Origin of the sequence: Shewanella inventionis (assembly GCF_019931735.1) — a bacterium.
Taxonomy (GTDB): domain Bacteria; phylum Pseudomonadota; class Gammaproteobacteria; order Enterobacterales; family Shewanellaceae; genus Shewanella; species Shewanella inventionis.
Map to the genome: position 1 here is coordinate 776,671 of NZ_CP082926.1, position 26,555 is coordinate 803,225.

Sequence of the window (26,555 nt, forward strand, 5' to 3'; positions counted from 1 at the left end):
TCAAAGATGAAAAGTAAGCGATCAATTAATCCCACATACCAATAATTTTCAAATTTAGCATGATTATTTCCTAACTAAATCTAGGCGAACAATCATGTCAAAAAACGATAAAATACAATACTGGCAGCGTATTTTTCAGCAGCAAACTGAAAGTGAATTAACCAAAGCTGAATGTTGTAAAACCAGTGACTTAACCCTATCTACATTTTATGCGTGGGCTAAAAACTTAACCCGCATTCGTCACCCACTAAGCAAAAAGTGGTGCCGCTGAGCGCGTTGATCTAGGCAAGGCGTAGTTCGCCGGACGCAAATATCCCCGCTCATATTAAATCACTTTTCGCTTCAAACGAGTTTTGGGGCAAAAGTGATTTCAACAACGATGATTAGCAACGGTTTTCGATTGACTTTTTTGCTCTAAGGGTGCCCGAAAAAAGCCTTAAAGCAGGTTTGATATGGAATAAACGAGTAAATATTGCTGTTGTAATACACACTACCTGAATTCCATTTTTCTTTGACTGATGGACTCTCTAGTGCGTCAAGTACCTGGTAGGCTTGGGCTCGAGTGAATACTTCGGATTTTCCATTGGCCCTATTTTCTCTGATAAGTAGAAAATGCAGATCGTCTTCTGCCGTAGTGTGTTGCAGTTTAAATATTAACGAAGGGTAGTTATCAGTAACAGCGTCGAATCGCCTTTTAAACGAGGCATACTCGGTGTCAATAAAACACTCTGTCACCTTGGCAAACTCAAACGGAGAACGGTTGCTAAACACTTCAGGGTTAAAATAGGACAAAAATCTAGCGATAATCGTGCGATGTTTACCTGTGCTGATGAAGTACTTACTTCCAACCTTAATGAAGGATAGGTTTGGCAGTTCGACTTCCGATAAATAATACTGCGGGTTGTCTTCTAGTTCTATAAGTCTTTGTTTCAGGCGCTTAAGCCATCGTCCTTCTATGCATTGCCCCCAGGTTGAGTCATCACCATACATCTGTTCGATGCCTACTATTTGATCGAACGGAATAGGGGCAACGTAGTGTTCTCTATCGTCTTTAAGGTAAATATCATTGTTCCTCAAATAGGTGCTGTAGTTATAGATGATGTCATTTGAGAAAGGTGCAGGATTTTGTTTATTTAAAGCTTGGATGTTAGTCCTAATATTTTGCATGTCAGAGAGCCTGTTAATAGTGCTGTACATTTGAAAGCGTATTTCAAGGTTAATCAAAAATAAGCTCAAGATTTGTATTAAAAGTTCATTTATCTATCACATTTCAGCCCAATAATAAGATTGAAAAATATTCATATCGGGACGATTACTTATTAGCGCTGTTGAAGGTGCAATTCTAATCCAAGGATTACAGCCATGCATAAAAACTTGTCTCAATCTTCCTAACCTCACAGCATGTAAAGCTATCCGTCATCATTAAAAGTATCGAGGCTCTTGATTTTGTAACTTATTCAAGATAGCCTGATAATGTAACAAAATCAAACTTGGAGTTTACATGTCTGAAGAAAAAGCTGAATACAAGGTAACACATGGCGGATTTCGAACTGGTGCAGGTCGAAAAACTAAATACGAAAAAACCGTCGTGATGAGGGTTCCAGACAAATACAAAGATGCTATAAAAAGTTTAATCAAGCATTTAGATGACTGCGAAATGGTTGATAAAAACTACTCAAGCGTAAAATCCCAACCTGTTTTCATTCGTTCTCTTCAAGATAAGCCACAGAAAGTCACATTTATTATAGACCCTGCTTCAAAATTTTGATTAAGTTACAATATCAAGTTGAATAATGATAAATAATCTAGGTTGAAGTAAGTAACCTGAGATCGGTTTAAGCCATAACAACAATAGCGCCAAATTCAGCATTCGTAATATTGAGTTGTGGCTTAGTTTCTTTCAGTTGATAGGCAATCAATCCGCCTATCATATTCAACATAAAACCATGCACGCTTCGATGTCTTGTATGCTCTATTTGTGAAATGTTTTTTAGCTGGTCATTGATGGTTTCAATGATAAATCGACGTGAAAGCATCGCTCTATCCCATAGGGATAATGCTTTAGCTTTCATGTTTTTACGGACATTATTGACGATCGTAACACCTTGTTCGAGTAAGTCGTTCGCCAGTGCTTTGCTAATATAGCCTTTGTCGGCATAATGTTTATCCATTGAGTTAACCACCATCCCCGAAACAGGCTGAGTGTCATGCACATTCGCGGGCGTTATTTTGGCGGCTACAATGCCGCCTTTGCGATTAACAATTAGGTGAAGTTTAAACTAGTAGAACCATCCCATCGTGCCTTTTCCTCGGCTAGCGAAGCCCGATAAGCTTTTTTATGCCTTGGAATTCGTAAGTTGTGACAGACCTTGATACTCGTTGAATCAATAAACTCAATCCTTGTTGGCTGGCTTCTTATGGTACAAAAATAGCTGCACAATGGCACGACAGTCGTGGGCATTATTTCCAAAAAGCGACTGTAACTGAGCAAATGTGAAAAATCAGATTTAAAGAATCGAGCAAGATAACCAGAATAAAAGTTCTTGAAGTCACGGTGGTGGGATGTGTGGAATGGTATGATAATGTTCATTATTTCGCTCGTGTCCATTCTATTTGAGCGCTGACGTTTTCGTTTGCTGTCAGTCAGGCATTGTGTTTTCCATTGCGGAATGAATACAGCACAAAAATCATCGGCATCACAAAATATATCCACTAAATTATTCATACGCCCTCAGCATGATTAAATCCTTCTTGGTCGAAAGATCTGATCATAAAGAGGGCGTTTAGTTCACTTCTTATCTCGAGTTCAGGTTAAGTAAAGTTACTTCAACTCACCTAATCTAATCCTAACCCTATACCTATACCTATGGTTTCTTGTTTGAAACGACCGAATATATTCATCACTTGGTCATATGAAGTTGATAAAAAATCTTCATCGAACAAGCTATCAGTGTTTTCAATGAAACCATTTAGTTTAATTTCTTTGCCTGCCAAATCAATGCTAGGTTCTTTCAGAGAAATAGTTTTGTTTTGACTATTAGTCTCATCGCCGACAAGCAGTGATTGCATTGTTTCAAATTTTACAACATCAGCCTCAACAGGCACGTCATGTCTAACTCTATAAGCATACTCCAGCAACTTGGGCTCCGCTGGCATATAAAGAATTGCTTCTTGATTAATAGTGTCTGTAACTCTAAGAATTCGTCCTAGTGTTTGCCTAAAATACATTTCAGTTTTTATGTTTGAGAGATAACAACACACTTGTAGGCGAGGGATATTGGTTCCCTCACTAATCATTCCAACAGAAATAATCCACTTGGATTCTGAGTGTCTGAATCGTTGAATAATGGCTGTCGGGTCACTTTCCTTATAGGTAGCGACAACAGCTTCTTCTTGAAGCCATTTTTTTACTAATGTTGAAATTCTATTGGCCTGTTCTATCGATGAAGCTACGATTAAGCCAGCTGCATTAGAGTTTTCAAGTCTTATAAAATCTAGCTTTTTACTAGCCGAAGTGATGATATGTTTTATTACATCATCATTTTCGATTACGTCCTGGTATGCAATTTGGGAGTTAGACAGTAGGTCATCAAAGCTTTCGAAAACGGCGGTTTCATTATTTTCTATTACTGAAATATGATTGTTATCAACAGCGATTATCTGAGGTACGCGACAAACACCGTCTAAAATTGCCTCATAAAGGCCATAGACGTAATCACATGAGATTTCACCATCTGGTGAGGCATAGAGCTAGCAAAAACGATAGGGGCCGTATCTGAGCGCCAAGGCGTGCCAGTTAATGCCATGGTGAATCGAGCTTTGTTCTGAATGTTCAGAATTATATGCTCTCCCCATGAATTCGCATTATCAACAGTAGATCCTGCACAATGATGGATTTCATCGAAAATAACGAATACTCGATATTTTTCAAATAGCTCCCAAAAAGCACCATCTAAGTACTGCAAATGTTGATAAGTATAAGCTCTGCCCTTTGAACCAATTAGCCCGTCAAAACGTTCATTCGATCTTAATTGTAAGCACTCAGCAAAATCCATGGAAACTATCGAAGATGGGGAAAAACAAAAGATTAAATCAGCAAGGTCATTCTTCAATAGATGGTTTGATAAAACAGAGGCCATCAGAGTCTTTCCTGAGCCAGGCGTCGCTAAAACCAAGAAATGAGACTGTCCATTAAGGTATTGTTTTAATGACGAATCTATACATGCATTTTGCCAACGTCTAAGTCTCATATATTTCTCTGTTCGATGATCGCTTCAATGGCCTTGATTTTCCCCAACAATTTAGTGCTATTTTCCCTCGCTAAATTGTACTTGGGTTGTAACTCTTCAGCTAAATCAGGCAGCTCTAAGTATATCTCTTTATATGCCTCTGATTCACCTAAGCTCAATAATAGTTCTGATTTATAGTAGTTTAGTTTTGCGCTCAATTTCTTATGTTTATCAATGCCTTCAATATCAGAAATAGGTAATAAAGCCATAGGCTTAACAGGAAGGTTTGTGGCATCAAAATGAACTGTTTTTTTGAATCTAGTCTGTCCCTTTTGCTTTTGTATATTCCTCTCTAACCAGCCTTTTTTTACTAACTTCATTAATTCTGCATAAATCATTCTTCTGATCTCTGCGCTATCCAAAGAGGGATCTTTTTTTAATGCAAAATATGCAGAGCGGACATCACTTGTTGTGAACTTATCAAAGTTTTCTGCTTTAATGATTTGAGCTACGAATGGGTCTAACATCAAAAACAGATCCTAATAATTTATCTTGAATGGGTATTATAGGGCGTGGTGGCTTGTACCTCAATATGAAAATCTAATCATTTTACCTGGAGTGTTGATAGGTGAGTGATTTAGTAATTGAATTTGGCGATAAATTAAGATACCTAAGAGTTAATGCTGGCTATTCTCAAGAGGCATTTGCAGCATATGTCGGTATTGAAAGAGGTAATTACGGGAAAATGGAAAGAGGTTGCGTCAACATCAAACTGGAAACTCTATACAAAATAGTTAATGCACTTGACTGTGAGTTTGATGAAATTCTACCAGCCAGACTCAAATATAAAGTACAACTAGATTAGTGCTAATGCTTAAAGTGAGCCTCATTAATTTATACCTATAGCAGCAGTGATAATTAGTAGTAAACTTATAAGATTATTAACTAAGGTTATGATGCAGGGCTACCGCATGAGTGCTTAATTTTGACCGAGCTACTAAATCCAGCCTTTAAGACTGCTTCAAGCATCGATGGATTCATCATGCATCGCTTTTGTTTTCCAACAATGCTTATCTTGGTCGACTCGGCTCGTAACATATTCAAACTCATATGACGCAGGCATGACAGATTTTCGGCCCCGTGAGCGTTGTAGATTTGACATGCATCCTCACTCATACTGACATCAAGCACCCAATGCATTGATTCGATACCCCAATGCTCTCGAACGGCTATCGCTGCTTGTTCGGCACTTAGCCCCTTAGAGCTGATGTAATAACGGTACTCAAGCTCGATTGGTTTTCCTTTCTCAAGGCGACAATTTTCAACCATAACGATATTTTTTAACCCTTTCCATTTTGAAAAGTCACCGACTAAGTTTGTACTGTCAATAACATAGCACTGGCGACACTCTGTACGCCCATGACCCTGTTCAATTGTGGATTTGTCCGTATTGCTGGAGCGCTGGAAAGAGAAGGCTTTTACTATCGCTTCGCGTAATTTCCCCTGGTTACTTTTAACCGCTAGCAGATAGTCACCGCCCTGTTCCACAATGGTTTTGGCTATTTTTGTTTGACAAGCCATAGCATCGATAGTCACTAAAGCCCCTTTGATATCTAACATCTTTATCAACTCAGGAATGGCAGTTATCTCATTGCTTTTTTGTTCTGTTTTAAGTTGGCCAAGTACTAATTTGTTTGATGAAGCATAAGCACTAATCATGTGTATGGTACTGGCTCTGTCTTGACGATTGTATGACCCCCGAAGCGTTTTTCCATCGATAGCAATCACTTGGCCTTCGGTAAGAGTGTGTATCGATGACATCCAGTTGATAAAACACCGGTGAAATTGTTCTGGTTCTATCGTTGATATGATACGAGCTATAGTGTCATCAGCAGGAATGCCACTCACGAATAGGTTATTGTTTTTAAACCAATCATGATGTCCAAGTATGTATTCTCGAATATCAAACCAACCTTTAGCTCCTGCGATAACGGCACATAGAGAACCAAACAAAACCTCAAAAAGGCAATAGGTCACTTTAGCCCCTTGGCGTTGGTCAGTTATGGTTTGAAAAGTCTCTTTGAAGTGGTCAATATGCATGCTGAGCTCCCGAAAAAAAGGAGTATAAGATCATAGCTAAATGATAACGTCAAATCGTGTGTTAAGTTGATTGAAAAACGTTCACGAACTCGCCCTGGGTTATGATGGAGCTGATATGTGTTTATTTAACTCGGAAATGGACATAAATCAGTTAGTGCAAAGGGTCTAAAGGTAAATAGCAGCATTAGGAAATGTACGGTAAACAAAATTCTTACACTGGATATTGACCCCACATATCAATTAATTTCGGCTATCTAATCCTTATACGTAATTAACAGTCGCATCTCTTTGGCAGCTTTGAATAAAGCACTACGATGCTTAACATAGAAATAAGTAAAACTTCCACTTGGCAACTTAAGGAATAACCCAAAACATATTAGGCAAAGTCTTTAATTTAGTCCATGTAGGCCTTAACTCAATAAAACATCATCTTGTTCAATGTTTTACCCACTACTTGTTGACTTCTTTGGGAGTAAAGGCTTAGCTTCCTGATGCACTGTGCAAATGGAGATTAATATGTCGATTGGAAGCGTAGTTGGATGGGCCAACAAGTTAAAAAAAAATCTATGGTGGCGTTATGCCATTAAATTAGCAGCTGAGAAAGGCGAACTAGGAGATGATGATTTTGTGCTTCTTTTGGCGGTTGCCAAGATGGAGCAAGGTCTTAAAGATCAAGATGAATCCTATGCTGGCTACATTACACCTTTAGACCTAACTGGCTTTGGTAAAGAACAGAATGCAGTAAACCTTAAAAGTATTGGCAAAGTAAGCCATGTCTCAGCTCTTGTATCTGATGCATTGCTCGAGTTTGAAACTAACGGACTGACCGCAGTTTATGGCGACAATGGCTCTGGAAAGTCTAGCTATGCAAAGATTCTAAAAAATGCCTGCCTTACCCGCGGAAATACTCCGAAAATTCTACCTAATATTTATGAAGAAGAAACTGGCGACCCTGCCGCTGAAATTTCGATTGTTATTGGTCAAGAGCAACATGATGTTGCTTGGAGCCTATCGACTGTAGCAAGGGAAGACCTAAAGTCTATCCGCATCTTCGATAATACCTCTGCGACTCACTACATCTCTGGTGAAGACACCATTGAATACAAACCTGCAGGAATGAAGCTGCTATCACAGTTAATGCGCGCCTGTGAGTTTGTGCGAACTGATAGTGACATCCAGATTAGGTTGTATAATACGGCTACTCCCTTACCAACGTTCAGTTCAGCTAGTAAAGTTTTTACTTTTGTCTCAACTCTATCAGACAAAACCAAAGTTGAGGATGTTGACGCGCTTTGTTTAAGCAAGGAGCAAGAAGACTCTATTCAGGTTAATCATGCGGAGCTAGTAAAGCTTAAAACAAGTACGCCTGAGCAGATTCGCAAAGTCTACAACGACCGCTGTAAAGGTTTGCAGCCGCTACTAGATCGTGAGCTTACGGCAGCGTAGCTCAACTTATTTCAATTAACCTGATTTAATCATTGTAACTAAATCAACCCGGTCACAATGATGCCAGATAAACTCCTTAACACCCTCGCTAACTTTGAACAGTGGCGAAGCAATAAACCTTCTCGAGGTAGTGCAATCCCTGAAAATTTGCGCCAGCAAGCGATCGCCCTTTTACCGCATTATTCAAAAACAACCATTGTTAAAAAGTTGCGTATTAGTCATGAGCAATTCAATACTTGGCTTACCGCCAACTCATCAAGTGATGTATCCAATCACTTTATTTCACTACCCAATGCAACGCCGATAACCGAGTCGCTTTCTATCTCCCTGAAGTTCAACAATGGCAATTCTTTAGCCGTATCTGGCGAAGTCAGCGAAACACGGTTTGCTCAGTTAATTGAGGCCATAAAATCATGATCCATTTAACCCGTCATAGCGACATTTTGATTGCTACCCAGCCCGCTGATTTTCGTCAAGGCATTGATGGGTTAGCTACGCTGTGTAAACAACGCCTTCATTGTGAGCCTCGCTCTGGTACCTTGTTTGTTTTTATTAATCGTAACAAAACCATGGTGCGCGCACTCGCTTATGAAAATAACGGTTTTTGGTTGATGACAAAGCGTTTATCTAAGGGCAAGTTCTCTGGCTGGCCAACCATTAATAGTGCCATGACGTCCGTGGACGCCAAACATTTACGGCAATTGCTCAGCGGGAATTACCACCCATTATAAATAACCGCTTGATTTCATTTTAAATGGGATCATACTCCATCCTCTTTTTTATTCCCGCAGGCAAAAGGCTTATTGTGGCAAAACCTTTTAACGATATCGATGCACAATCTCTCGATGATTTAATCAAGCGAGTGATTGAAGCCAAAGAAAATAATCTTGCGCTTAGCGCTGATGATTATCAGTTATTGCTTGATGCGTTACTGACATTAACAACAACACAAAACAAGCTAGCTGACCACGGTATCACCGTGCATAAATTACGTAAGTTACTTGGGATTGAAAAATCATCAGAAAAACAAAGCGACCTGTGTAAAGCACAGAAAAAAACCAGCAAGAAAAGTAAAAAACTAAAAACACAGGATGAAGACTTTACACAGGTCAAACCGGTTATCATCAAACATGCGTTAAACGAAGTAAATAAAGGGGATAGCTGCCCAGAATGTTTGAAAGGTAAGGTCTATAAAGTCGAGCCTGGCAGTTTGTTGCGCATTACAGGGCAAACGCCTTTTACCCCAGAGCAACATATTATGGAGCGCTTGCGTTGCAATGCGTGTGGTGCCTATTTCACGGCAAACCTGCCCGATGAAGTATTACATGACGGTAATAGTCATCAAAAATATGGTTACTCTGCGCGTGCGTTAATGGCGATTTATAAATACTTTGCAGGGCTACCTTTTTATCGTCAAGGCAACATCCAAAAGCTATTGGGCGTCAACATCACTGCGTCGACGGTGTTTGACCAAGTAGAGCTTGTCTGTGATGCGATTTATCCTGTTTACCAGCACTTGTTTGAGTTGGCTGGCGATGCAAAGCACTATTACTTAGATGACACCACCCACCGTATTCTTGACGCCAAGCCAGTTGAAAAGAAAGTACGTAATAGCGAGAAAACACGCTTGCGCTCAGGTGTTTATACATCAGGAGTGATTGCCAGCTTAAAAACGGGCCATGATATTGTGTTATTTGAAACCAATATTGGGCACGCAGGTGAGTTTATCGACCGCATACTCTACAAACGACAAGTCACTGTCGCACCGATATTAATGAGTGATGCGCTCGCCAGTAATCAGCCAAGTACTTGCGAGGTTGAAACATCACTTTGTAATAGCCATGCAAGGCGCCAGTTTGTCGATGTCATTAATCATTTCCCCGAAGAGGTTGAAAATATACTCACACTCTATGGTGAAGTTTGGCGCAATGAACAGACAACCATTGAACGTGAACTCACCGCACGCGAGCGACTTGAGTACCATCAGCAACATTCATTACCCATACTTGAAGCGATTAAAAGTTGGGGTGAAAAGCACTTTACTAATGAAAGCATTGAAGAAAATAGCGGTCTAGGCAAAGCTATCCGTTATTTTTTAAAACACTATGACGGGCTGAGTTTATTTTGCCATCACGAAGGGGTAAAAATAGATAATAACCGCATAGAATCGATGTTAAAAATAGTGGTGCGAGATAGAAAAAATGCGATGTTTCGTAAAAGCTTACTCGGTGCGAACATTGGCGATGTTATCACGTCGATGATAGCAACAGGCAATGAAGCAGGCATCAATGTATTTGATTACTTTACGCGACTGCAACGAGATGCGGATGATGCAAAAAAGCATCCTGAAAAATACCTACCTTGGAATTATCTCGACCAATACCAATAATAAACCGCTCATAATCAAGCAATGCTTGGGCCAGTGGCCTAAGTATTGCCGTGCCTGAAATTTAAGAAACCAGATTTTTTGCTTTATTACTTATGTCACGCCATGCTGCCGTAAGCTCACCAGTTTTCGGATGTTATTTTAGACTTGTGGTCCAGATAATTACAGAGACTAAAAATGGAACAATTAACTAAACACGACACTATTCTTTGGATAAATCATGCAATTACTTATTTTAAGAGTATAGATAAAACCCAAAAGGATATGGCTAAAGCACTGGGCCTTGAGGAGTCTAGGGTGAGCGAGATGAAAAGTGGGAGTGGGGTCATATCTACAAACTTAATGACTAAGATCGTTGAGTATTGCGGTTCACCAAGAAGAAACCCTGGCCGTTACTTAGAGGTCGAGTTATACAATGATATCGAAAATTTCTTTAACTCCTTTGAAAGTACTACTGCTAATCGTTTTTACAGGAAGCTATTAGCTCTCATAAAAAATGAAGATCTGTATCTGAATTTCTTAGATTTGATTTCACCTCACAACCTGAATTATAAAACTGATAAGAGCCCCCTGTGTCAGGATAGTTGTCGCCTCAGTTTTTCATAAAAATAAAACAGGGAGCGGTAAGTTAGTTATGAATGAAGCATTATCCAGAAGAGCATAAGCAAGCCGTCATTAGAAAGCTCCTTGAAAGTGGCTTATCATTAGGCCAATTCGCAAAGCTAGAAAGTATCAACTTATCTACTTTGTATTCATGGCGAGATAAGTATTTAAAAGTAGGTTCTAGTTTGGCAGAGAGTAATAATTTAGATGGTTGGTCACCAGAGCAAAAGTTCTCAATTGTTTTAGAAACGTCAGCATTAAGCGAAATTGAGTTAAGTGAGTATTGCCGTGAAAAAGGGCTTTACCCTGAACAAGTTAAAGAATGGAAGCAAAGCTGTATTGCAGGCAATCAAACACAAGCCCAGCAGCGTAAGCAATTAGCCCAAGAGCGAAAAGCCGACCGTAAGCGAATTAAAGAGCTAGAAAAAGAGTTAAAACGTAAGGATGCAGCCCTAGCTGAAACCGCGGCATTATTGGTGTTAAGAAAAAAGTTAAATGCCTACTGGGGGGAAGACGAGGACAGTTAACCTCACTCTCAGATAGGCTGCATTACACATCCTTGATTGATAATGCCGTTACCTCAGGCGCAAGAAAAGAGAAAGCCTGTGAAGAAATTGGTTTGTCTATACGGACGTTACAGCGCTGGCAAGAAGGCGGTGAAATCATCGGTGATAAAAGACCTATAGCGGATAGACCCCAGCCCCCAAATAAGCTAACAGAGGAAGAACAGCAAGCCATATTAGCTATCAGTAATCAAGAAGAATACGCTAATTTAGGGCCAAGCCAGATAGTACCAATGCTGGCAGATAATGGGCAATATATCGCTTCTGAATCAAGCTTTTATCGTGTGCTGAAGGCCAACAACCAACTCACTCATCGAGGAAAAGAAAAACCTAAAGGTAGCCGAGCTAAGCCTAGGGGGTACACAGCGACAGGACCAAATCAAGTGTGGACCTGGGATATCAGCTACTGTCCTTCAACAGTGATTGGACGGTTTTTCTACCTTTACATGATAATCGACATTTTCAGTCGTAAAATTGTGGGTTGGGAAGTTCATGATAGTGAATCAGGTGACTATGCTGCAAAGTTGCTTGAGCGAACTCTCTGGGCTGAGAAATGCGTTAAACAAAACGTGGTATTGCACTCAGATAACGGCAGTCCGATGAAATGCTTAACGATGCAGTCCAAGATGCTTGAAATGGGAGTAATAGGCTCTCGTAGTCGTCCAGGTGTCAGCAATGATAATCCGTACTCGGAATCACTGTTTCGCACGGTCAAATACAGCCACCGCTGGCCAAGTGAAGGCTTTAAAAGCCTTGAAGATGCAAGAACTTGGGTGAAAGACTTCGCGAATTGGTACAACAATGAGCACAGACATAGTCGTATCAAATTCGTGACACCCGCACAACGTCATCATGGTGAAGATAAAGCAATATTGGCAAAACGCCGTGAGTTATACAAAAAAGCGCAAAAAATTAACCCTAACCGCTGGTCAAATGGCACCAGAAACTGGGATGAAATCGGTGAGGTGGAGTTAAACCCAGAGAACAAAAAAGAAGCAGCTTAACAGCTTAGGCGACAACTACCTTGAAAAACGCCGAGAGTGCTATTGAGGCTCTGCTAAATGAGTTTTTCTTATCAAAGGAATATTTGGATATATGTAGTAAATATTCAAATGTTCTGAGAACTACAGATGGATTCATTACCAGGCCTATAGACGACTTTCAATGGTGGAATGTTGATGATACAGGTTATAAATCTTTGAGTATTGGTGGCTTATCGATCAAGGATTTTGAAACTTTCAAATTAATGTTTATATTTTCAAAGCTATTTGAGGACATTACAGAGTTTAAGTTTGGCAGTGTAGAACCATTAAATATTCAGCCTCAAATACCAGTAGAGCCGGTAATATTAACCGGTCAGCGTATATTGATAATGAAAAGCCGTTCACTAGAAAGCGCTCCAGTTACCTCCGCAGTCGATGAATTATTTGGCAAGAATAAAAGTGGTATTAAACTTAGTGAATACCGCACATTAAAATTGAAGCCTGAGCAATACATGCCAGATTATTGGAGTGATGCTCGCTGTGAATTGTACCTAAGTGAAAATATGAACTATCACTTTTTAATACAGTTATCCCATTCATCTATCATGGAGTGGGCTCATATTGATGACGATTCACTTAGTGACGAGAAATATTTTGGTGAAGTAAATGCTAACGATAGATTAATTGTCATTCGAAATATTAATTCACTTCATTTATATGAGTGTATCGAAAAGATCCGCAAGTGGTTTGGTCAGCCAAGTGACTCCCTTTTTGAGTTAAAGCAAGAAATAGCAAAAGCTGGTGGGTATGTTCCTGGAGCAAGAGTGTTACTTTAGAGGCTGAGTTTTAATTTTAAGCCCTGCTTATCTATTATTCAGGTATGCAGGGCTGTGTTGATTATGTAATTGAGAAAATCATCTTTGATAGTGTAGTGATAGCTTCTTTACGCTCTTCAAAATAATCATGCTGGTTATAAATCCCTTCTACACCTTTAAGCTTATGATTAAGGCAACGCTCTGCTACATGCCCTAGCGTACCTTGCTTAGCTAGTAGAGTACGACAAGTGCGGCGTAAGTCGTGAACGGTAAAGTGGTCCATATCGCCCATTACGTTGAGTGGTTGCTTCTTTTTACCAGCTTCATGACCAAAGAGTTTGGTTATGGCACGATTTAGGGTGTCCTTACCCATGTGTGGGTTCTTGCTTGAACGTCTGCTAGGAAACACATATTCAGAGCCACAAGCTCTTACCTTTAACTCTTGTATCCAGTTCATGACTACTTCAGGTAATGGAATAGCTATGCCGACGCCTGATTTACTGCGCTCTTTCGATAAGTTCCAAATCTGCTTCTCTAAATCAAATTCCTTCCATGGCGCTTCTGCCAATTCAGACTTCCTAATACCCAATGTCACCAGTAATGCACAAGCTAGATAATTGTCACGGCTAAAGCTGTCTTTGTTGTCTCGTGCCGTATTAAAGAACTGAGTGAGCTCTTCGATGGTTAATGCTCTGTCTTTACTTTTTTCCACGCCACCAGCATCAGTAACAGAAAATGCACTCGCTGGATTTGCACCAAGCAGATCCAGTTTTATACCGTGATTGAAAAGTTGTTTACAATACATCAGAGCGTCGTTAGCGATCGCTGGACGGCCAGTAGCGGCAATGGCATTCAATACTTCTCTTATGTCCCTAGCGTTGACGCTATTGACGTTAAAGGTGCCTATATGTGGCGAAATGTCTTTGCGGTAGATGCGTTCGGGGATTTCGTGGTGTTTGAGTCTTTTAACGTTACCGATATGCCAATCGGCGAAGAGGTCATCGACGGTTTTAATTTCGGCTTGTTCGGCGCGTTTCTTAGCGACAAGAGGATCTAAGCCATCGCGAAACTGCTTCATTTTAACTGCGGCGTCGGCACGAGCATCAGCAAGAGAAAGATCACTGTATTTGGCTAGTGTCATTTCTTTGCGTTTATTGTTGGCCGTGTAGCGGAGCATCCAAAACGCTTTGCCGGATTTGGGTACAACAAAATACAGGCCTTCACCATCGGCGAATCGACCAGGCTCTCCCTTGGATTTTGTTGCTACTTCCTTTGCGGTTAATTTTCCCATCAGCTCTAGTTCTCCAGCCAATTATAAGGGTGGGTGTTTTACCCACCACTACACATTGACTAGATACTAGCATACCCACCACATTACCCACCAGTTAATTCGAGAAAGTGGTGGGTATCTTTGGACATCTATGGATTGAGTTTAATGATAAATCCTTTTAAAACAATGGCTATGTTACTTTTTGGACCTAAATGGACACTATTCAACGTTTTGTATTTGCTCGCGCATTTGCTCAATCAATACTTTTAGCTCAACTGCGGCTGAAGTGATTTCTGCACTGATTGATTTAGACGCTAGGGTGTTTGATTCGCGGTTAAATTCTTGCATCATAAAGTCTAAACGGCGACCTTCGCTGCCGCCTTTTTTAAGGATACGGCGGGCTTCTGTTACGTGGGCTTCAAGTCTGTCCATTTCTTCGGCAACATCTTGCTTTTGCGCGAGGAGTACCATTTCTTGCTCAATGCGTGCTGGGTCGAGTTCACCGGCAATATCGGCTAAACGGTTGGTGAGCTTGTCGCGTTGGTATTGCATGACGGTTGGCATGTGTTCGCGCACAATATTAACCTGCTCCATTACCCCATCTAAACGAGTGAGTAGCATGTCTTTAATGGCTTCACCTTCACGGCCGCGCGCTTCGATAAATTGATCGATTGCGCTGTCAAAGGCTGTCATTAGCTCTGCGCCAATGGCGTCCATGTCTTGCTCGGCTGAGGCGAGTACACCAGGCCAGCGTAATACATCAGTAAGGCTTAATTCGCCTTGACCGGCTTCTTCTTTTAACCAGTTTGCAGCGCTTAATAATTGCTTGGCTAGCGCTTGGTTTAGCTGTAATTCATTACTGCTATTGTCGGCTAGCTCATAACGTAGGTTCACTTCTACTTTTCCGCGATTAAGGCGTTTACGTAGGCGATCGCGTAAGACAGGTTCAAAGCTGCGGAACTGCTCAGGTAGGCGTAGGTAGGTTTCTAGGTAGCGCTGATTGACTGAACGAATTTCCCATGAGGCGGTGCCCCATTGTGCTTTGTGCTCGATACGAGCATAGGCTGTCATGCTTTGGATCATGAAGTGTCCTGTTATGTTATTACGCAAATGTGGGGTGATTATAGCCGCTTTAGGCCTTGTGATTAAAGGATTAGTGCGGAGATTTGTGTTGTATCTTGGATGATATCCACTTAAATCGTTGGGCAATGATGTTAGCGATAACGAATAGGTGGGTTTGTCGTGGCATCTGGCGGCGCGAACCTCTATAATATGCGCTCAAATCTGATATGAATTCGACTACAGGACTTTTCATGCGCCCAAGTAACCGTACACCAGCTCAAACTCGCCCTATTACTATTACGCGTTCTTTTACTGCACATGCTGAAGGCTCTGTTTTAGTTGAGTTTGGCGACACAAAAGTATTATGTACTGCCAGCTTCACTGAAGGTGTACCACGTTTTCTTAAAGGCCAGGGCCAAGGTTGGGTGACTGCTGAATACGGTATGTTACCGCGTTCAACTCACAGCCGTATGGACCGTGAAGCGGCTCGTGGTAAGCAATCAGGTCGTACTCAAGAAATTCAGCGCTTAATTGGCCGTGCGCTTCGTGCTGCTGTTGATATGAAGTTGTTAGGGGAAAACACCATCGTTATCGATTGTGACGTGATTCAAGCCGACGGCGGCACACGTACTGCGGCGATTACCGGTGCTTGTGTTGCATTGGTCGATGCCCTTAACTGGGCCCGTGCTAAGGGTATTATTAAAGCCAACCCACTTAAGTTTTTAATTGCAGCTGTAAGTGTGGGTATTTACAAAGGCGAAGCGATCAGTGATTTAGAATACATTGAAGACAGCGCTGCCGAAACTGACATGAACGTAGTGATGACTGAAACCGGTAAGATTATTGAAATTCAAGGTACTGCTGAAGGCGAGCCATTCAGCCATGAAGAATTAATTGAACTACTTGGTCTGGCTAAAAACAGTATTCGCGAAATCGTCGATGTGCAAAAAGCCGCATTAAGTTAATATGCTGTTGAAAATTAGGACCGATTACGGTCCTTTTTTTATACCATTTCCATTAATTATGTGACCAATCAGAGTCGCTCAGACTGTTCAGTTTGAGGCGCATTGTTGTAATAATGGTTATTCCCTTCTAAGGCAATGCAACAAAGAAATGGACAGTCTGAGCGCCTCCTGCAAGGCGGGTTTCTGTGCCTTCTATGCTGCTTAATAGTATTTTGACGTACGACTGCATGGACGCAGGAGGTAGAGCAACGCAGGAGCAGTTGCCGAGAGCAACTATGCCTACAATCCTATTACTTGCCTAGAAGGTACAGAATTCCCGCTGAATGACCAGATAATTGCTGGAATTGGTATTAGTCTAAAATTTGATGAAAGAGGAATAATCGTGAAAGCCTATCAACGCGAATTTATTGAGTTTGCATTAGAGCGCCAAGTATTACGTTTTGGTGAGTTTACCCTTAAATCTGGCCGTACGAGCCCGTACTTTTTTAATGCCGGATTATTTAATACGGGTAAAGACTTAGCGCGTTTAGGCCGCTTTTATGCTGCTGCGTTAATGGATTCTGGCATTGAGTTCGACTTGTTGTTTGGCCCAGCTTATAAAGGCATTCCGATTGCCACTACGACTGCTGTTGCCTTGTGCGATCATCACGATGTGGATATTCCTTACTGCTTTAACCGTAAAGAAGCTAAAACCCACGGCGAAGGCGGCAGTTTGGTTGGCAGCGAGCTTAAAGGTAAAGTGATGCTGGTGGACGATGTGATCACCGCGGGCACGGCTATCCGTGAGTCGATGGACATTATTAACGCCCACAATGCCCAACTTGCAGGCGTATTGATTGCGCTTGATCGCCAAGAAAAAGGCAAAGGTGAGCTGTCGGCGATTCAAGAAGTTGAGCGCGATTTTGGTTGTCAAATTGTGTCGATTATTAAGCTTGCTGATTTAATCAGTTACTTGTCTGAAAAGCCGGGCATGGAAGCTGAGCTTGCTAGCGTCAGCGCATATCGTGAGCAATATGGTATTTAGCCTGAGCTCAGGTTATTTAGTTAGACAAACTGATCCGCTGAAACTGGAAAATTAAAAAAGCTGCACAATAGTCATATTGATGCAGCTTTTTATTGCTCTTTTTGTAATCCGAGTACGTTATTTCACTTGGTGTAAAAACTCAGCACGTGTAGCAGGGTTAGACTTAAAAATACCGCCAAGCGCTGTGGTGGTGGTTGAGCTGGTTGAGTCCATGACCCCACGAGATTTAACGCAGTAATGTACCGCATCCATTTTTACCGCTACATCTTTTGTTTCAAGCAAAGTTTGCAACGCCACTAACACTTGTTGGGTTAGGCGTTCTTGCACTTGCGGACGTTGGGAAAAAAAGCGCACGATGCGGTTAATTTTAGATAAACCAATGATCTTTGTGCGTGGTAAGTAAGCCACTGTTGCAACGCCATCGATGGTGACTAAATGGTGTTCGCAGGTACTGGTTAGGCTAATATCTTGCACTCGCACCATTTCATCAACGCCCATTTTATTTTCAATGACGGTGATTTTGGGAAAGTTTTCGTAATCAAGCCCAGAGAAGATTTCATCGACATACATTTTGGCTATGCGGCGTGGTGTGTCGGCTAGGCTGTCGTCGGTTAAGTCGAGTGACATTAAGGTCAAAATTTCACGCATATGGTGTTCAATTTTAACTTTACGTTGTTCAGGCGTGGAAGTTTTTGGCAGCATTGGGGTTTCTAGCCCACGGTCTTTTAGTGCTGCTTGTACTTTAATTGCGGCTTCACTGAGTGCCATATATCCTCCAACGACTCTATATCACTGTTTTTAAGTGTACGTTAAAACGTGCTTAGCTGCTGCTAAGGGACGAGGAGAATAGCGCGATTTGCTGTAAATTAATACTGTAGGCAATAAAAAAGCCGAGTCTTTTAGTCAAGTATCGGCTTTTGTTGATTAAACGCTTAAGCGATTACTACTTAACGTTTAAGTTCTCTTTGATGAACTTAAGCATGATTTCATAATACTTAGCGCGGTTTTCGGCGTTAAAGAAACCATGGCCTTCTTTTCTCCAAATTTCTTTTTGGAAAGGGTAGTTAGCTTGCTCTAGCGCTTTTGCCATTGCTTCATATTGTTCTATTGGTGCGCGCTCATCTTCTTCACCATGAATTAGCAGCACTTTGGCTTTTAGTTTATTCACGTTGTAAGTCGGTGACATTGCTCGTAGTTGTTGAATATCAGTGCCTAACACTTCTTCTAAGTATGCTCCACCACTGTATGATTCAGGTACATCACCGGTTTTATACATTTGCTCTAAATCATACACACCAGCAACGCCTACAGCACATTTAAACATATCTGGCGCTAACATTGGGCTCATGAGTGCTGAGTAGCCGCCAAAACTGCCGCCCGAAATACACACTCTGTCTTTGTCGGCATAGCCTTGGTCAATAACATATTGGGTAGCATCAATAATATCGTATTGAATTTTGCTGCCCCAAGATAAGTAGCCAGACTCTTCAAATGCTTTACCGTATCCACCAGAACCACGGAAGTTAACTTGTAAAACGGCAATCCCATTTTGTGCTAACAGTTGGTTTTCTGCGTTAAATACCCACAAGTCGCGCGGACCATGTGGACCGCCATGAGGATTAACCACAAGCGGCATGTTTTTATGCTCTTTCATGCCGACAGGTAACGTTAAGTAACCATGAATGGTCACGCCATCACGGTTTGTAAAGCTAATTGGGCGTACCTCTGACATTTCGCTTGGGTCTAGCTTTGCGTTTTCAGCAAATAAGAATTTGAGTTTAAGCTTTTTACGGTCAAATAAGTAATAGTCACCTGAGTTTCTATCATTCATCGCCATCACTATAAGCGTGTCGCCATCGACGGTTTCGCTAACAATACGAATGCGGTGATCTGGAATTGCATCCATTAACTGTCGCAGGGCTTTAGCTTTATCGCTTTGAGTATCCACAAAACGATACTCTGGGTAGCCGTTTTCAAACTCAACCGCGTAAAGGGCGTTTGTTTGGTCGCTTACCCATGTCATCAATGGATCGACAACGTCATGCTGGATAATTTTTTTATGCTTAGCAGTGGCGAGTTCGACTTCATAAATTGCGCGTGTTGAACCTTCACCATTTGCTAAAGCGTAAATTGATTTATTGTCTTCGGTGAACGAAAGCGGGTAGAAATCGGTGAGGCCGCCTTTAATTTTATCAGCATCAACCCATTCACCATTTTCATAATAGAACAACTGGTCATTATTTTTATCATCGGTGGCGAAACTAAATCGTATTTCTTCATTGTTATCAACAAGGAAGCCTGCATTGGCAATGGGTGAGGTGGTAAGGCGTTTACGTTTACCAGAATAGACGTTTACTCTGTATGCCAGAGTGTATGCATAATTTTGCCTATTCCAAGGGTAGGCCATGACATAAATGTATTTGTCATCATCTTTTAGGGTATCTAAAACAAATGCACTTGCGCGGATAGCTTCGTTATTTGAAATACTGGTTCCTGTAGAGCTTCCGCCATTATAACCAAATAAGTATTTTGATTTGCTGCCATCATAATTTACAGCTAATAATTCACCATAATAGTCTGACACTTCACGTTGGGCATGTTTATAGAGCTTTTGTAATACTATTCTCTCGTTATTAACCCAATAGTAGCTACCGACTTCTTCATCACCACTGAATTTTACTGCATAAGTCGGTTTCATTGACTCAAGGTTTAAAATTAGTAAAGTGCGTTTTTCTTCTTCAATAAGGATCACACCCAGGTGCTTACCGTCGGGTGAAATTTTAACGCCTGAAAACTCAGAATCAGCGCTGAAATCTTTAATTGATGGGGAGGCAAAAGTGTGGGTAGTGAATAAAATAAACAAACAGCAAGTGAGGTATAAAATGCGCAGCATAAATACAGTCCGTGTAATAAATGTTAAAAATGTAACGGTATTGTATTTTATCTGAGTTTTGGGAGCAAGAGATGTGGGTAAATTTGTAATGAGATTAAACAGATATAAGGAGGAAGCTAGAGCTACATACCAATTGCATATAGCCCTAGCGTTGGTTAACTTCTCAGCAATTGCTGCTGAATAAAGGTCCATTGCTGATCAAAATGTAGCGTAGGCTTTTGTTTAAATTCACTGCGAACAAACTGTGAAATTCTGCCTTCGGCAAATGCTAATAACAAGTTAGCGAGTATGGCTTCGTCTAAATTAAAGCCAACGCCTTCGCGTAAGGTTTTTTCACGCAGAATTTGTTTTATTTGAGTTTCTATTTTGGCAAATAATATGTCTATTCTGCTACGTAAACGTTCATTTTCACCTAGCAATGCATCGCCATTTAACACCCGTGAAATACCTGGGTTTCGTTCTGAAAACACTAGCAATAGTTGTAACACTAGTTGGCAGCGTGTCATGGTGTCTTTTTCTTCATCCATGATGAGGTTTAATCGTGACAGAATGGCGTCTTCAATGAATTCGATTAAGCCTTCAAACATGCGAGCTTTGCTAGGAAAATGACGATACAGAGCCGCTTCTGACACGCCCACTTCAGCGGCCAGTTTGGCGGTTGTGATGCGTTGCCCTGGGCTGGTTTCAAGCATTTGCGCTAAGCATTGTAAAATATGCTCGCGACGATTTATTTTTGGGCTTTCGGCCATGATGTGTTCCTTGGCTCAGTGACTACTTGAAAGGTTATTTGGTACCAGAATGGCCAAATCCGCCTTCTCCACGATCTGAGCTATTAAACTCATCCACTAGGGTAAATTGGGCTTGCACAACAGGGACAAACATCAATTGAGCTAGACGATCGCCAATCTCGAGTGTGAATGCTTTATCACTTCTGTTCCAGCATGACACCATCAGCTGCCCTTGGTAATCGGAGTCGATTAAACCGACCAAATTACCCAATACAATGCCATTTTTATGGCCCATGCCTGAGCGAGGTAAAATAACCGCCGCTAGGCTTGGGTCGGCCACGTGAATGGCGATACCCGTTGGAATTAATACGGTTTGGCCTGGTTCGATAACCATTGCCGTGTCGGTCATTGCGCGTAAGTCCATACCTGCACTACCGGGAGTTGCATAAGCTGGCAATGGGAATTCACTGCCAATACGCGAGTCGAGAATTTTTAGTTCAATGGGTGTTTTCATGATTTTTTTAATTGTTTTTCTATCAATGTAAGTAGTTGGCGCGCTAGGGTCAGTTTGTCTGTTGCGGGCAGTTGTTGGCTGCCATCTTGCCAAAATACCTGTAGTGCATTGCTATCGGCATTAAAGCCTAAGCCTTGAATAGAGACATCGTTGGCGGCAATCATATCCAGTTTTTTACGCTGGAGTTTGCCACGTGCGTATTGCTCTACATCGTTGGTTTCAGCGGCAAAACCGACGGTGAAAGGTCGTGTTGTGTGCTGAGCTACCGTGGCTAAGATATCAGGATTACGCACCAGCGCAAGCTGCATTTCTTCGGCTGATTTTTTGATTTTTTGATCGGCGACATCGGCAATTCGATAATCTGCTACTGCAGCGCAGCCGATAAAAATATTATGCCGCTCAACCTGTTGCATTACAGCATCGAGCATTTGCTGTGCAGATTCAACATCAATACGCTTAACACCAGCTGGTGTGGCAAGGTTGACTGGCCCCGAAACAAGTGTCACTTCTGCGCCCATTTCTGCTGCAGCTTGTGCTAAGGCAAAGCCCATTTTGCCTGAGCTGTGGTTAGAGATGTAACGCACCGGGTCTATTGCCTCACGGGTTGGCCCCGCTGTGAGTAATAATTTATGCCCTTGTAAAGACTTTGGCCCAAAAAATTGCACTAACTGCTCAGCTATGCTGACGGGCTCTTGCATACGGCCTGGACCGACTTCACCACAGGCTTGATTACCAGATGCAGGTTGCCAGATTAATAAGCCTTTACGGGCTAGATTGGCCATATTCTCTTGAGTGGCGATGTTTTGATACATCTGTTGGTTCATCGCTGGGCATACAATAATTGGCGCGCTAGTGGCTAAACATGTAGTGGTGAGTAGCTCATCAGCCATGCCTGCATTAATGCGGGCAATTAAGTTTGCGGTTGCAGGAGCAAGCAATACGACGTCTGCCCAGCGCGCGAGTTCAATGTGGCCCATGGCAGCTTCAGCTGCAGGGTCGAGCAAATCAGAGGCGACTGGGTGGCCTGAAAGCGCCTGAATGGTTAATGGGGTAATAAATTCCATGGCGCTTTGGGTCATGATGACGCGAACATCTGCACCGCGCTCTTTTAATCGACGGATTAAGTCCGCGCTTTTGTAAGCAGCAATACCACCGCCAATACCAAGTAATACTTTTTTATTTGTCAGCATGATGTGCATTTTTCCGACTCAAATCTCATTGCGGCTAACAATATCACAAACCTGTGACAAGTTGCGTGGATCCAATATCAAAAATATCGACCATACTGTGTAATCGACTTACAAGCTGTTTTAAAACACTCAACGACTCAGTTTTAGCATTGTGGTAGCTAATGTTGATAACTGTCGATGTGATGGTGTCTTACTTAGCGCAAGGAGCCTACATGGGAATTAAAGATTGGCCACAGGGAGAAGGACCAAGGGAAAAGTTATTACTTAATGGCGCAGGGCAATTGTCTGATGCCGAATTACTCGCTGTGATATTACGTAATGGCTTGGCTGGACAAAATGCAGTGGATTTAGCTCGAGAAATGATAAATCAATTTGGTGGTTTGCGCAGTTTATTAAGCGCGTCTAAAAGCCAGGTGTGCAAATTAGCCGGTGTTGGGCCGGTAAAATATGCTCAATTACAAGCCGCAGCTGAAATTTCTAAGCGAATTGCTCATGAAAATCTACAAAGAGGACAAATTTTGACAAATCCTGATTTAACTCGGGACTATTTAATGAGACAATTGGCAGACCGATCCTATGAAGTGTTCGCCTTACTATTGTTGGATACCCAACATAGAGTCATTCAATTTGTAGAATTATTTCGTGGCACCATCGATTCTGCTTCGGTTTATCCTCGCGAGGTTGTAAGCCTTGTTTTGGAGAAAAAAGCAGCGGCGGTGATAGTGTGTCACAATCACCCGTCTGGCATTGCTGAGCCAAGTCAGGCTGATCGGCGAATAACTGAGCGAATAAAAAATGCATTGGCAACCATAGATGTTTCTTTGTTAGATCATATGGTTGTAGGTGATCAGGAGATAGTCTCCTTTGCCGAGCGAGGGTGGATTGTATAAACACTGCTTGATCTTATATGGTCAATCGTGTATAAAATGCGCCCTCTTTGTGCCTCGGGCGACGGCCATACGAGGCACATTAATGCTCGAGCGTTAAAAATTTGTTTTGGAGAAGATTGACATGTCAAGAGTATGCCAAGTAACTGGCAAGAAGCCAATGGTTGGTAACAACCGTTCGCACGCAAAAAACGCGACTCGTCGTCGTTTTTTACCTAACCTACAAAACCACCGTTTTTGGTTAGAAGAAGAAAAGCGTTTCGTACAATTACGTGTATCTACTAAAGGTATCCGTATTATCGACAAGAAAGGTATCGAAGTTGTTGTTGCTGAACTTCGTGCCCGTGGCGAGAAGGTATAATAGAAAATGGCTAAATCTAAAGGTAATCGTGAGAAGATCAAATTAGTATCTACTGCTAAAACTGGTCACTTCTACACTACTGAAAAGAACAAGCGTAACATGCCTGAGAAAATGGAAATCAAGAAATTTGATCCAGTAATTCGTCAGCACGTTATCTACAAAGAAGCTAAAATCAAGTAATTGATTTTAGAATCTTAAAAAAGCCCCTTAATTGGGGCTTTTTTTATGTCCAAAGAAAATAAGCTATACTGTACTGAATATGCTGTTTGAGCGATAAAAAGTGCGTAAAGCAAAATAGCCGGTTAAGTTAAACTAACTTTTTGGCTGTAATGATTTTTTCACACTTAACCTGCAAACTATTTTTTACCCAATGTGAAATAAAATGCTTTAAAAGTGAATTAAAATGCAATAGCATTGCATGGTTAAATAAATGGTTAACAAATTTCTGGCTTACAATGGTGAAACCTTTGTAAGCGTGTCTAACACCAAACTAATACCGAGGTGAATTTGCCTGTGAGAACCACCGAACTGGTTGATGGATTTCGTCATTCTGCTCCTTATGTTAATGCACATAGAGGTAAAACTTTCGTCGTCATGTTAGGTGGCGAAGCATTAGCGCATCCGCAATTTCGTGGCATTTTAAATGATGTTGCCTTACTGCATTCACTCGGCATTGAAGTGGTGTTGGTTTACGGCGCGAGGCCGCAAATTGATGCAGGGTTAAAAGCCGCGGGTATTGAGCCTGTCTATCATAACGGTGTGCGTATAACAGACGAAGATAGCTTAAAAATTATTAAGCAGGTTGCAGGTGCGACACAATTTGATATCACTGCAAGGTTGTCGATGAGTTTGGGTAATACCCCAATGCAAAACGCACAGATTAACGTGGTAAGTGGTAATTTTGTTATTGCTCAACCACTTGGCGTTGATGACGGTGTTGATTTTTGCTTGAGTGGTAAGGTACGTCGTATCGATGCTCAAGGTTTACGTCGTCAGTTAGATAATAATGGCATTGTGTTGATGGGGCCTATCGCGGCGTCTGTGACCGGTGAAAGCTTTAATTTAACGGCTGAAGAAGTTGCCACTCAAGTGGCTATTAAGCTTAAAGCCGATAAAATTATTGGCTTTAGTGAAACCAATGGCATTGTGGGCGACAACGGTGAGGTAATTGCTGAACTCATGCCTGATGATGTTGAAGAAATGCTTAAAACCATGAGCCCAGATAGCATAGCGTCAGTTGGGACTATGGCATTTTTAAAAGCCAGTGTAGAAGCCTGTCGGCGCGGCGTACCACGTTGTCATTTGGTGAGCTATTTAGACGATGGCGCACTACTACAAGAGTTATTTTCCCGCGAAGGGATTGGTACTCAAATTGTTACCCAAAGTGCAGAGCGTTTACGCCGTGCAACCATTAGTGACATTGGCGGTATTTTAAATCTTATTCGTCCATTGGAAGAGCAGGGTATTTTAGTGCGTCGCTCTCGTGAGCAACTTGAAATGGAAATTGAGCAGTTTATGCTGGTTGAGCGTGACAACTTAGTGATTGGTTGCGCGGCTCTTTATCCGTTTGAGGAAGATAACGCTGGTGAGTTTGCGTGTTTAGTGGTGCATCCTGATTATCGTGATGCTGATCGTGGCAGTATTTTATTAAATAACATTATTGGCCAAGCCCGAGTGCGTGGTTATTCACGTTTATTTGCCTTAACGACTCGCAGTATTCATTGGTTTTTAGAGCATGGCTTTAATATTGTTGATGTCGATGAATTACCTAACAAGAAAAAGCAGTTGTATAACTATCAGCGTCGTTCAAAAATTTTAGCGCTCGATTTATAAAATTTTACCGCTCAACTTATCATTGATACGTACAATAAAAATGCCGGTTAATCCGGCATTTTTTATGGGAAACTCATTCAGTGATATGTCTTGTTTATGGTCTTTTACACTTTTGCTAAGTCATCACCTATTAATGCACAATGGGTTTGTTAAAGGAGATATATGAATAGTATCGAGTTAGCTCCACTTGGTTCTGGAGCGATATACAGCGTTATTGCTTTATTGTTAGGTTTACTCGCTTTAACGGTATTTATCTTTATCAAGCCGCTCCCGAGTAATGCAAAATACCTCACCTTAGGTGTGATGTTGCCGCTAATGGGGCTGTTTGTATTTACGCTCTACCAATCGTTTAGCAGCGCTATTTTGTGGGATGACACTCAGTTGCAGGTGAATATTCCGTTGTATTCGAATAGCTTTGATATGAGCAATGTCGATGTTACGCAAGCACGTATTATCAACCTGATTAACGAGCCTGAATACGCGGCTAAATGGCGTACTAATGGATTGGGGCTACCAGGTTATTCACTTGGTTGGTTTTCGCTGAATAACAAGGCTAAGGCGCTATTATCGATAACCGATCCTACTCAGGTACTTATGCTACCGACAGCTGAAAAAACGCTGATTTTGGTAAGTGTCATTGATGCTGAGCAAGCACTTGCACAATTACATGCAAGCGCTCAGGCAATAGGGTCAAAAAGGTAAT

At 41.6% G+C, this 26,555-nt stretch carries 29 protein-coding genes and 1 pseudogene; 17 read left to right on the forward strand and 13 right to left on the reverse strand.

Annotated features, from left to right (window positions below; genetic code table 11):
• The first annotated feature begins 94 nt into the window (after positions 1 to 94).
• A complete protein-coding gene (gene tnpA, locus K8B83_RS03650) occupies positions 95 to 271 on the forward strand; it encodes an IS66 family insertion sequence element accessory protein TnpA (RefSeq protein ID WP_182680760.1) in 177 nt (58 codons plus the stop codon).
• A gap of 143 nt (positions 272 to 414) precedes the next feature.
• Here the strand turns inward: tnpA and K8B83_RS03655 are convergent, their stop codons facing one another.
• Positions 415 to 1,167 (reverse strand): hypothetical protein, encoded by a 753-nt coding sequence (locus K8B83_RS03655; RefSeq protein ID WP_182680761.1) that lies wholly within the window; start codon positions 1,165 to 1,167, stop codon positions 415 to 417.
• 334 nt (positions 1,168 to 1,501) lie between these two features.
• On the opposite strand from K8B83_RS03655, the gene K8B83_RS03660 reads away from it, so the two are divergent.
• Entirely contained in the window at positions 1,502 to 1,768 is a 267-nt protein-coding gene (locus tag K8B83_RS03660; protein ID WP_182699029.1) for a hypothetical protein, read from the forward strand.
• A 67-nt stretch (positions 1,769 to 1,835) separates the two neighbouring features.
• On the opposite strand, the pseudogene K8B83_RS03665 reads toward K8B83_RS03660, so the two are convergent.
• From K8B83_RS03665 to K8B83_RS03680, 4 genes and pseudogenes are all read right to left on the reverse strand, one after another.
• A pseudogene (locus K8B83_RS03665) lies at positions 1,836 to 2,725 on the reverse strand (IS982 family transposase).
• Between the two features lie 110 nt (positions 2,726 to 2,835).
• Positions 2,836 to 3,726: a DEAD/DEAH box helicase gene (locus tag K8B83_RS03670; protein WP_317846456.1), complete on the reverse strand. Its 891-nt coding sequence runs from the start codon at positions 3,724 to 3,726 to the stop codon at positions 2,836 to 2,838.
• Positions 3,684 to 4,250: a DEAD/DEAH box helicase gene (locus tag K8B83_RS03675; RefSeq protein ID WP_223419170.1), complete on the reverse strand. Its 567-nt coding sequence runs from the start codon at positions 4,248 to 4,250 to the stop codon at positions 3,684 to 3,686. The genes K8B83_RS03670 and K8B83_RS03675 overlap by 43 nt, the downstream gene beginning before the upstream one ends.
• Complete coding sequence (locus K8B83_RS03680) at positions 4,247 to 4,756, reverse strand: hypothetical protein (RefSeq protein ID WP_223419997.1); 510 nt, start codon at positions 4,754 to 4,756, stop codon at positions 4,247 to 4,249. The genes K8B83_RS03675 and K8B83_RS03680 overlap by 4 nt, the downstream gene beginning before the upstream one ends.
• Positions 4,757 to 4,857: 101 nt before the next feature.
• Here K8B83_RS03680 and K8B83_RS03685 point away from each other — a divergent pair, with 101 nt between their 5' ends.
• Positions 4,858 to 5,094, forward strand: a complete 237-nt coding sequence (locus tag K8B83_RS03685) for a helix-turn-helix domain-containing protein (protein ID WP_182699027.1) — start codon at positions 4,858 to 4,860, stop codon at positions 5,092 to 5,094.
• Between the two features lie 86 nt (positions 5,095 to 5,180).
• On the opposite strand, the gene K8B83_RS03690 is transcribed toward K8B83_RS03685, so the two are convergent.
• Positions 5,181 to 6,329, reverse strand: coding sequence for an ISAs1 family transposase (locus K8B83_RS03690; RefSeq protein WP_188741093.1), 1,149 nt, complete (start codon positions 6,327 to 6,329; stop codon positions 5,181 to 5,183).
• A gap of 516 nt (positions 6,330 to 6,845) precedes the next feature.
• Between K8B83_RS03690 and K8B83_RS03695 the strand changes: the two genes are divergently transcribed.
• The 7 genes from K8B83_RS03695 (at position 6,846) to K8B83_RS03725 (ending at position 13,146) form a co-directional block, all read left to right on the forward strand.
• Positions 6,846 to 7,775, forward strand: coding sequence for a hypothetical protein (locus K8B83_RS03695; protein ID WP_223419172.1), 930 nt, complete (start codon positions 6,846 to 6,848; stop codon positions 7,773 to 7,775).
• Between the two features lie 57 nt (positions 7,776 to 7,832).
• Positions 7,833 to 8,192, forward strand: coding sequence for a hypothetical protein (locus K8B83_RS03700; protein ID WP_086904927.1), 360 nt, complete (start codon positions 7,833 to 7,835; stop codon positions 8,190 to 8,192).
• A complete protein-coding gene (tnpB, locus tag K8B83_RS03705; protein WP_086904928.1) occupies positions 8,189 to 8,506 on the forward strand; it encodes an IS66 family insertion sequence element accessory protein TnpB in 318 nt (105 codons plus the stop codon). Before K8B83_RS03700 ends, tnpB begins: the two co-directional genes overlap by 4 nt.
• 23 nt (positions 8,507 to 8,529) lie before the next feature.
• Positions 8,530 to 10,164 carry an IS66 family transposase gene (tnpC, locus tag K8B83_RS03710; RefSeq protein ID WP_223419095.1) on the forward strand — a complete coding sequence of 545 codons (1,635 nt, stop codon included), beginning with the start codon at positions 8,530 to 8,532 and terminating at the stop codon, positions 10,162 to 10,164.
• Positions 10,165 to 10,338: 174 nt separating this feature from the next.
• Entirely contained in the window at positions 10,339 to 10,767 is a 429-nt protein-coding gene (locus K8B83_RS03715; RefSeq protein WP_223419174.1) for a helix-turn-helix domain-containing protein, read from the forward strand.
• A 32-nt stretch (positions 10,768 to 10,799) separates the two neighbouring features.
• A protein-coding gene (locus K8B83_RS03720) for an IS3 family transposase (RefSeq protein ID WP_223417398.1) occupies positions 10,800 to 12,331 on the forward strand; the annotation gives its coding sequence in 2 pieces (ribosomal slippage) (positions 10,800 to 11,262 and positions 11,262 to 12,331; 1,533 coding nt in all).
• A 20-nt stretch (positions 12,332 to 12,351) separates the two neighbouring features.
• Positions 12,352 to 13,146, forward strand: coding sequence for a hypothetical protein (locus K8B83_RS03725; RefSeq protein ID WP_223419175.1), 795 nt, complete (start codon positions 12,352 to 12,354; stop codon positions 13,144 to 13,146).
• A gap of 61 nt (positions 13,147 to 13,207) precedes the next feature.
• Here the strand turns inward: K8B83_RS03725 and K8B83_RS03730 are convergent, their stop codons facing one another.
• A complete protein-coding gene (locus tag K8B83_RS03730; protein WP_223419177.1) occupies positions 13,208 to 14,416 on the reverse strand; it encodes a tyrosine-type recombinase/integrase in 1,209 nt (402 codons plus the stop codon).
• Positions 14,417 to 14,614: 198 nt separating this feature from the next.
• Positions 14,615 to 15,478 carry a YicC/YloC family endoribonuclease gene (locus K8B83_RS03735; protein ID WP_188740361.1) on the reverse strand — a complete coding sequence of 288 codons (864 nt, stop codon included), beginning with the start codon at positions 15,476 to 15,478 and terminating at the stop codon, positions 14,615 to 14,617.
• Between the two features lie 230 nt (positions 15,479 to 15,708).
• Here K8B83_RS03735 and rph point away from each other — a divergent pair, with 230 nt between their 5' ends.
• Together rph and pyrE are read left to right on the forward strand one after the other, a co-directional pair.
• Positions 15,709 to 16,422, forward strand: a complete 714-nt coding sequence (rph, locus tag K8B83_RS03740) for a ribonuclease PH (RefSeq protein WP_188740360.1) — start codon at positions 15,709 to 15,711, stop codon at positions 16,420 to 16,422.
• 382 nt (positions 16,423 to 16,804) lie between these two features.
• Complete coding sequence (gene pyrE / locus K8B83_RS03745; protein ID WP_188740359.1) at positions 16,805 to 17,446, forward strand: orotate phosphoribosyltransferase; 642 nt, start codon at positions 16,805 to 16,807, stop codon at positions 17,444 to 17,446.
• Positions 17,447 to 17,563: 117 nt separating this feature from the next.
• Here the strand turns inward: pyrE and folE are convergent, their stop codons facing one another.
• The 5 genes from folE to coaBC form a co-directional block, all read right to left on the reverse strand.
• Positions 17,564 to 18,214 carry a GTP cyclohydrolase I FolE gene (gene folE / locus K8B83_RS03750; protein ID WP_188740358.1) on the reverse strand — a complete coding sequence of 217 codons (651 nt, stop codon included), beginning with the start codon at positions 18,212 to 18,214 and terminating at the stop codon, positions 17,564 to 17,566.
• 175 nt (positions 18,215 to 18,389) lie between these two features.
• Positions 18,390 to 20,339: an alpha/beta hydrolase family protein gene (locus tag K8B83_RS03755; protein ID WP_188740357.1), complete on the reverse strand. Its 1,950-nt coding sequence runs from the start codon at positions 20,337 to 20,339 to the stop codon at positions 18,390 to 18,392.
• Positions 20,340 to 20,494: 155 nt separating this feature from the next.
• On the reverse strand, positions 20,495 to 21,088 hold the full coding sequence (gene slmA / locus K8B83_RS03760) for a nucleoid occlusion factor SlmA (RefSeq protein ID WP_188740356.1): 594 nt from the start codon (positions 21,086 to 21,088) through the stop codon (positions 20,495 to 20,497).
• Positions 21,089 to 21,122: 34 nt separating this feature from the next.
• The gene (gene dut, locus K8B83_RS03765; protein ID WP_188740355.1) at positions 21,123 to 21,581 is read right to left on the reverse strand and encodes a dUTP diphosphatase; all 459 of its coding nucleotides are present in this window, start codon (positions 21,579 to 21,581) and stop codon (positions 21,123 to 21,125) included.
• Complete coding sequence (coaBC, locus tag K8B83_RS03770; RefSeq protein ID WP_188740374.1) at positions 21,578 to 22,774, reverse strand: bifunctional phosphopantothenoylcysteine decarboxylase/phosphopantothenate--cysteine ligase CoaBC; 1,197 nt, start codon at positions 22,772 to 22,774, stop codon at positions 21,578 to 21,580. The genes dut and coaBC overlap by 4 nt, the downstream gene beginning before the upstream one ends.
• Positions 22,775 to 22,983: 209 nt before the next feature.
• Between coaBC and radC the strand changes: the two genes are divergently transcribed.
• From radC to K8B83_RS03795, 5 genes are all read left to right on the forward strand, one after another.
• Positions 22,984 to 23,661, forward strand: coding sequence for a RadC family protein (gene radC / locus K8B83_RS03775; RefSeq protein ID WP_223419999.1), 678 nt, complete (start codon positions 22,984 to 22,986; stop codon positions 23,659 to 23,661).
• 121 nt (positions 23,662 to 23,782) lie between these two features.
• On the forward strand, positions 23,783 to 24,019 hold the full coding sequence (gene rpmB / locus K8B83_RS03780) for a 50S ribosomal protein L28 (RefSeq protein WP_160054466.1): 237 nt from the start codon (positions 23,783 to 23,785) through the stop codon (positions 24,017 to 24,019).
• A 6-nt stretch (positions 24,020 to 24,025) separates the two neighbouring features.
• Positions 24,026 to 24,199 carry a 50S ribosomal protein L33 gene (gene rpmG / locus K8B83_RS03785; RefSeq protein ID WP_160054468.1) on the forward strand — a complete coding sequence of 58 codons (174 nt, stop codon included), beginning with the start codon at positions 24,026 to 24,028 and terminating at the stop codon, positions 24,197 to 24,199.
• A 333-nt stretch (positions 24,200 to 24,532) separates the two neighbouring features.
• Positions 24,533 to 25,852 carry an amino-acid N-acetyltransferase gene (argA, locus tag K8B83_RS03790; protein ID WP_188740354.1) on the forward strand — a complete coding sequence of 440 codons (1,320 nt, stop codon included), beginning with the start codon at positions 24,533 to 24,535 and terminating at the stop codon, positions 25,850 to 25,852.
• 162 nt (positions 25,853 to 26,014) lie between these two features.
• Complete coding sequence (locus K8B83_RS03795) at positions 26,015 to 26,554, forward strand: PH domain-containing protein (RefSeq protein WP_188740353.1); 540 nt, start codon at positions 26,015 to 26,017, stop codon at positions 26,552 to 26,554.
• Position 26,555 lies beyond the last annotated feature (1 nt).

Bases quoted from the DNA above. Each gene is read 5' to 3' on its own strand.
- K8B83_RS03655 (WP_182680761.1), bottom strand. From the start codon at position 1,167: ATGCAAAATATTAGGACTAACATCCAAGCTTTAAATAAACAAAATCCT.
- K8B83_RS03735 (WP_188740361.1), bottom strand. From the start codon at position 15,478: ATGATCCAAAGCATGACAGCCTATGCTCGTATCGAGCACAAAGCACAA.
- tnpC (WP_223419095.1), top strand. From the start codon at position 8,530: ATGGGATCATACTCCATCCTCTTTTTTATTCCCGCAGGCAAAAGGCTT.
- tnpB (WP_086904928.1), top strand. From the start codon at position 8,189: ATGATCCATTTAACCCGTCATAGCGACATTTTGATTGCTACCCAGCCC.
- K8B83_RS03795 (WP_188740353.1), top strand. From the start codon at position 26,015: ATGAATAGTATCGAGTTAGCTCCACTTGGTTCTGGAGCGATATACAGC.
- tnpA (WP_182680760.1), top strand. From the start codon at position 95: ATGTCAAAAAACGATAAAATACAATACTGGCAGCGTATTTTTCAGCAG.
- K8B83_RS03675 (WP_223419170.1), bottom strand. From the start codon at position 4,250: ATGAGACTTAGACGTTGGCAAAATGCATGTATAGATTCGTCATTAAAA.
- K8B83_RS03755 (WP_188740357.1), bottom strand. From the start codon at position 20,339: ATGCTGCGCATTTTATACCTCACTTGCTGTTTGTTTATTTTATTCACT.
- rpmG (WP_160054468.1), top strand. From the start codon at position 24,026: ATGGCTAAATCTAAAGGTAATCGTGAGAAGATCAAATTAGTATCTACT.
- radC (WP_223419999.1), top strand. From the start codon at position 22,984: ATGGGAATTAAAGATTGGCCACAGGGAGAAGGACCAAGGGAAAAGTTA.
- folE (WP_188740358.1), bottom strand. From the start codon at position 18,214: ATGGCACTCAGTGAAGCCGCAATTAAAGTACAAGCAGCACTAAAAGAC.
- K8B83_RS03695 (WP_223419172.1), top strand. From the start codon at position 6,846: ATGTCGATTGGAAGCGTAGTTGGATGGGCCAACAAGTTAAAAAAAAAT.
- K8B83_RS03690 (WP_188741093.1), bottom strand. From the start codon at position 6,329: ATGCATATTGACCACTTCAAAGAGACTTTTCAAACCATAACTGACCAA.
- K8B83_RS03730 (WP_223419177.1), bottom strand. From the start codon at position 14,416: ATGGGAAAATTAACCGCAAAGGAAGTAGCAACAAAATCCAAGGGAGAG.
- rph (WP_188740360.1), top strand. From the start codon at position 15,709: ATGCGCCCAAGTAACCGTACACCAGCTCAAACTCGCCCTATTACTATT.
- rpmB (WP_160054466.1), top strand. From the start codon at position 23,783: ATGTCAAGAGTATGCCAAGTAACTGGCAAGAAGCCAATGGTTGGTAAC.
- K8B83_RS03680 (WP_223419997.1), bottom strand. From the start codon at position 4,756: ATGTTAGACCCATTCGTAGCTCAAATCATTAAAGCAGAAAACTTTGAT.
- K8B83_RS03660 (WP_182699029.1), top strand. From the start codon at position 1,502: ATGTCTGAAGAAAAAGCTGAATACAAGGTAACACATGGCGGATTTCGA.
- dut (WP_188740355.1), bottom strand. From the start codon at position 21,581: ATGAAAACACCCATTGAACTAAAAATTCTCGACTCGCGTATTGGCAGT.
- K8B83_RS03715 (WP_223419174.1), top strand. From the start codon at position 10,339: ATGGAACAATTAACTAAACACGACACTATTCTTTGGATAAATCATGCA.
- K8B83_RS03700 (WP_086904927.1), top strand. From the start codon at position 7,833: ATGATGCCAGATAAACTCCTTAACACCCTCGCTAACTTTGAACAGTGG.
- slmA (WP_188740356.1), bottom strand. From the start codon at position 21,088: ATGGCCGAAAGCCCAAAAATAAATCGTCGCGAGCATATTTTACAATGC.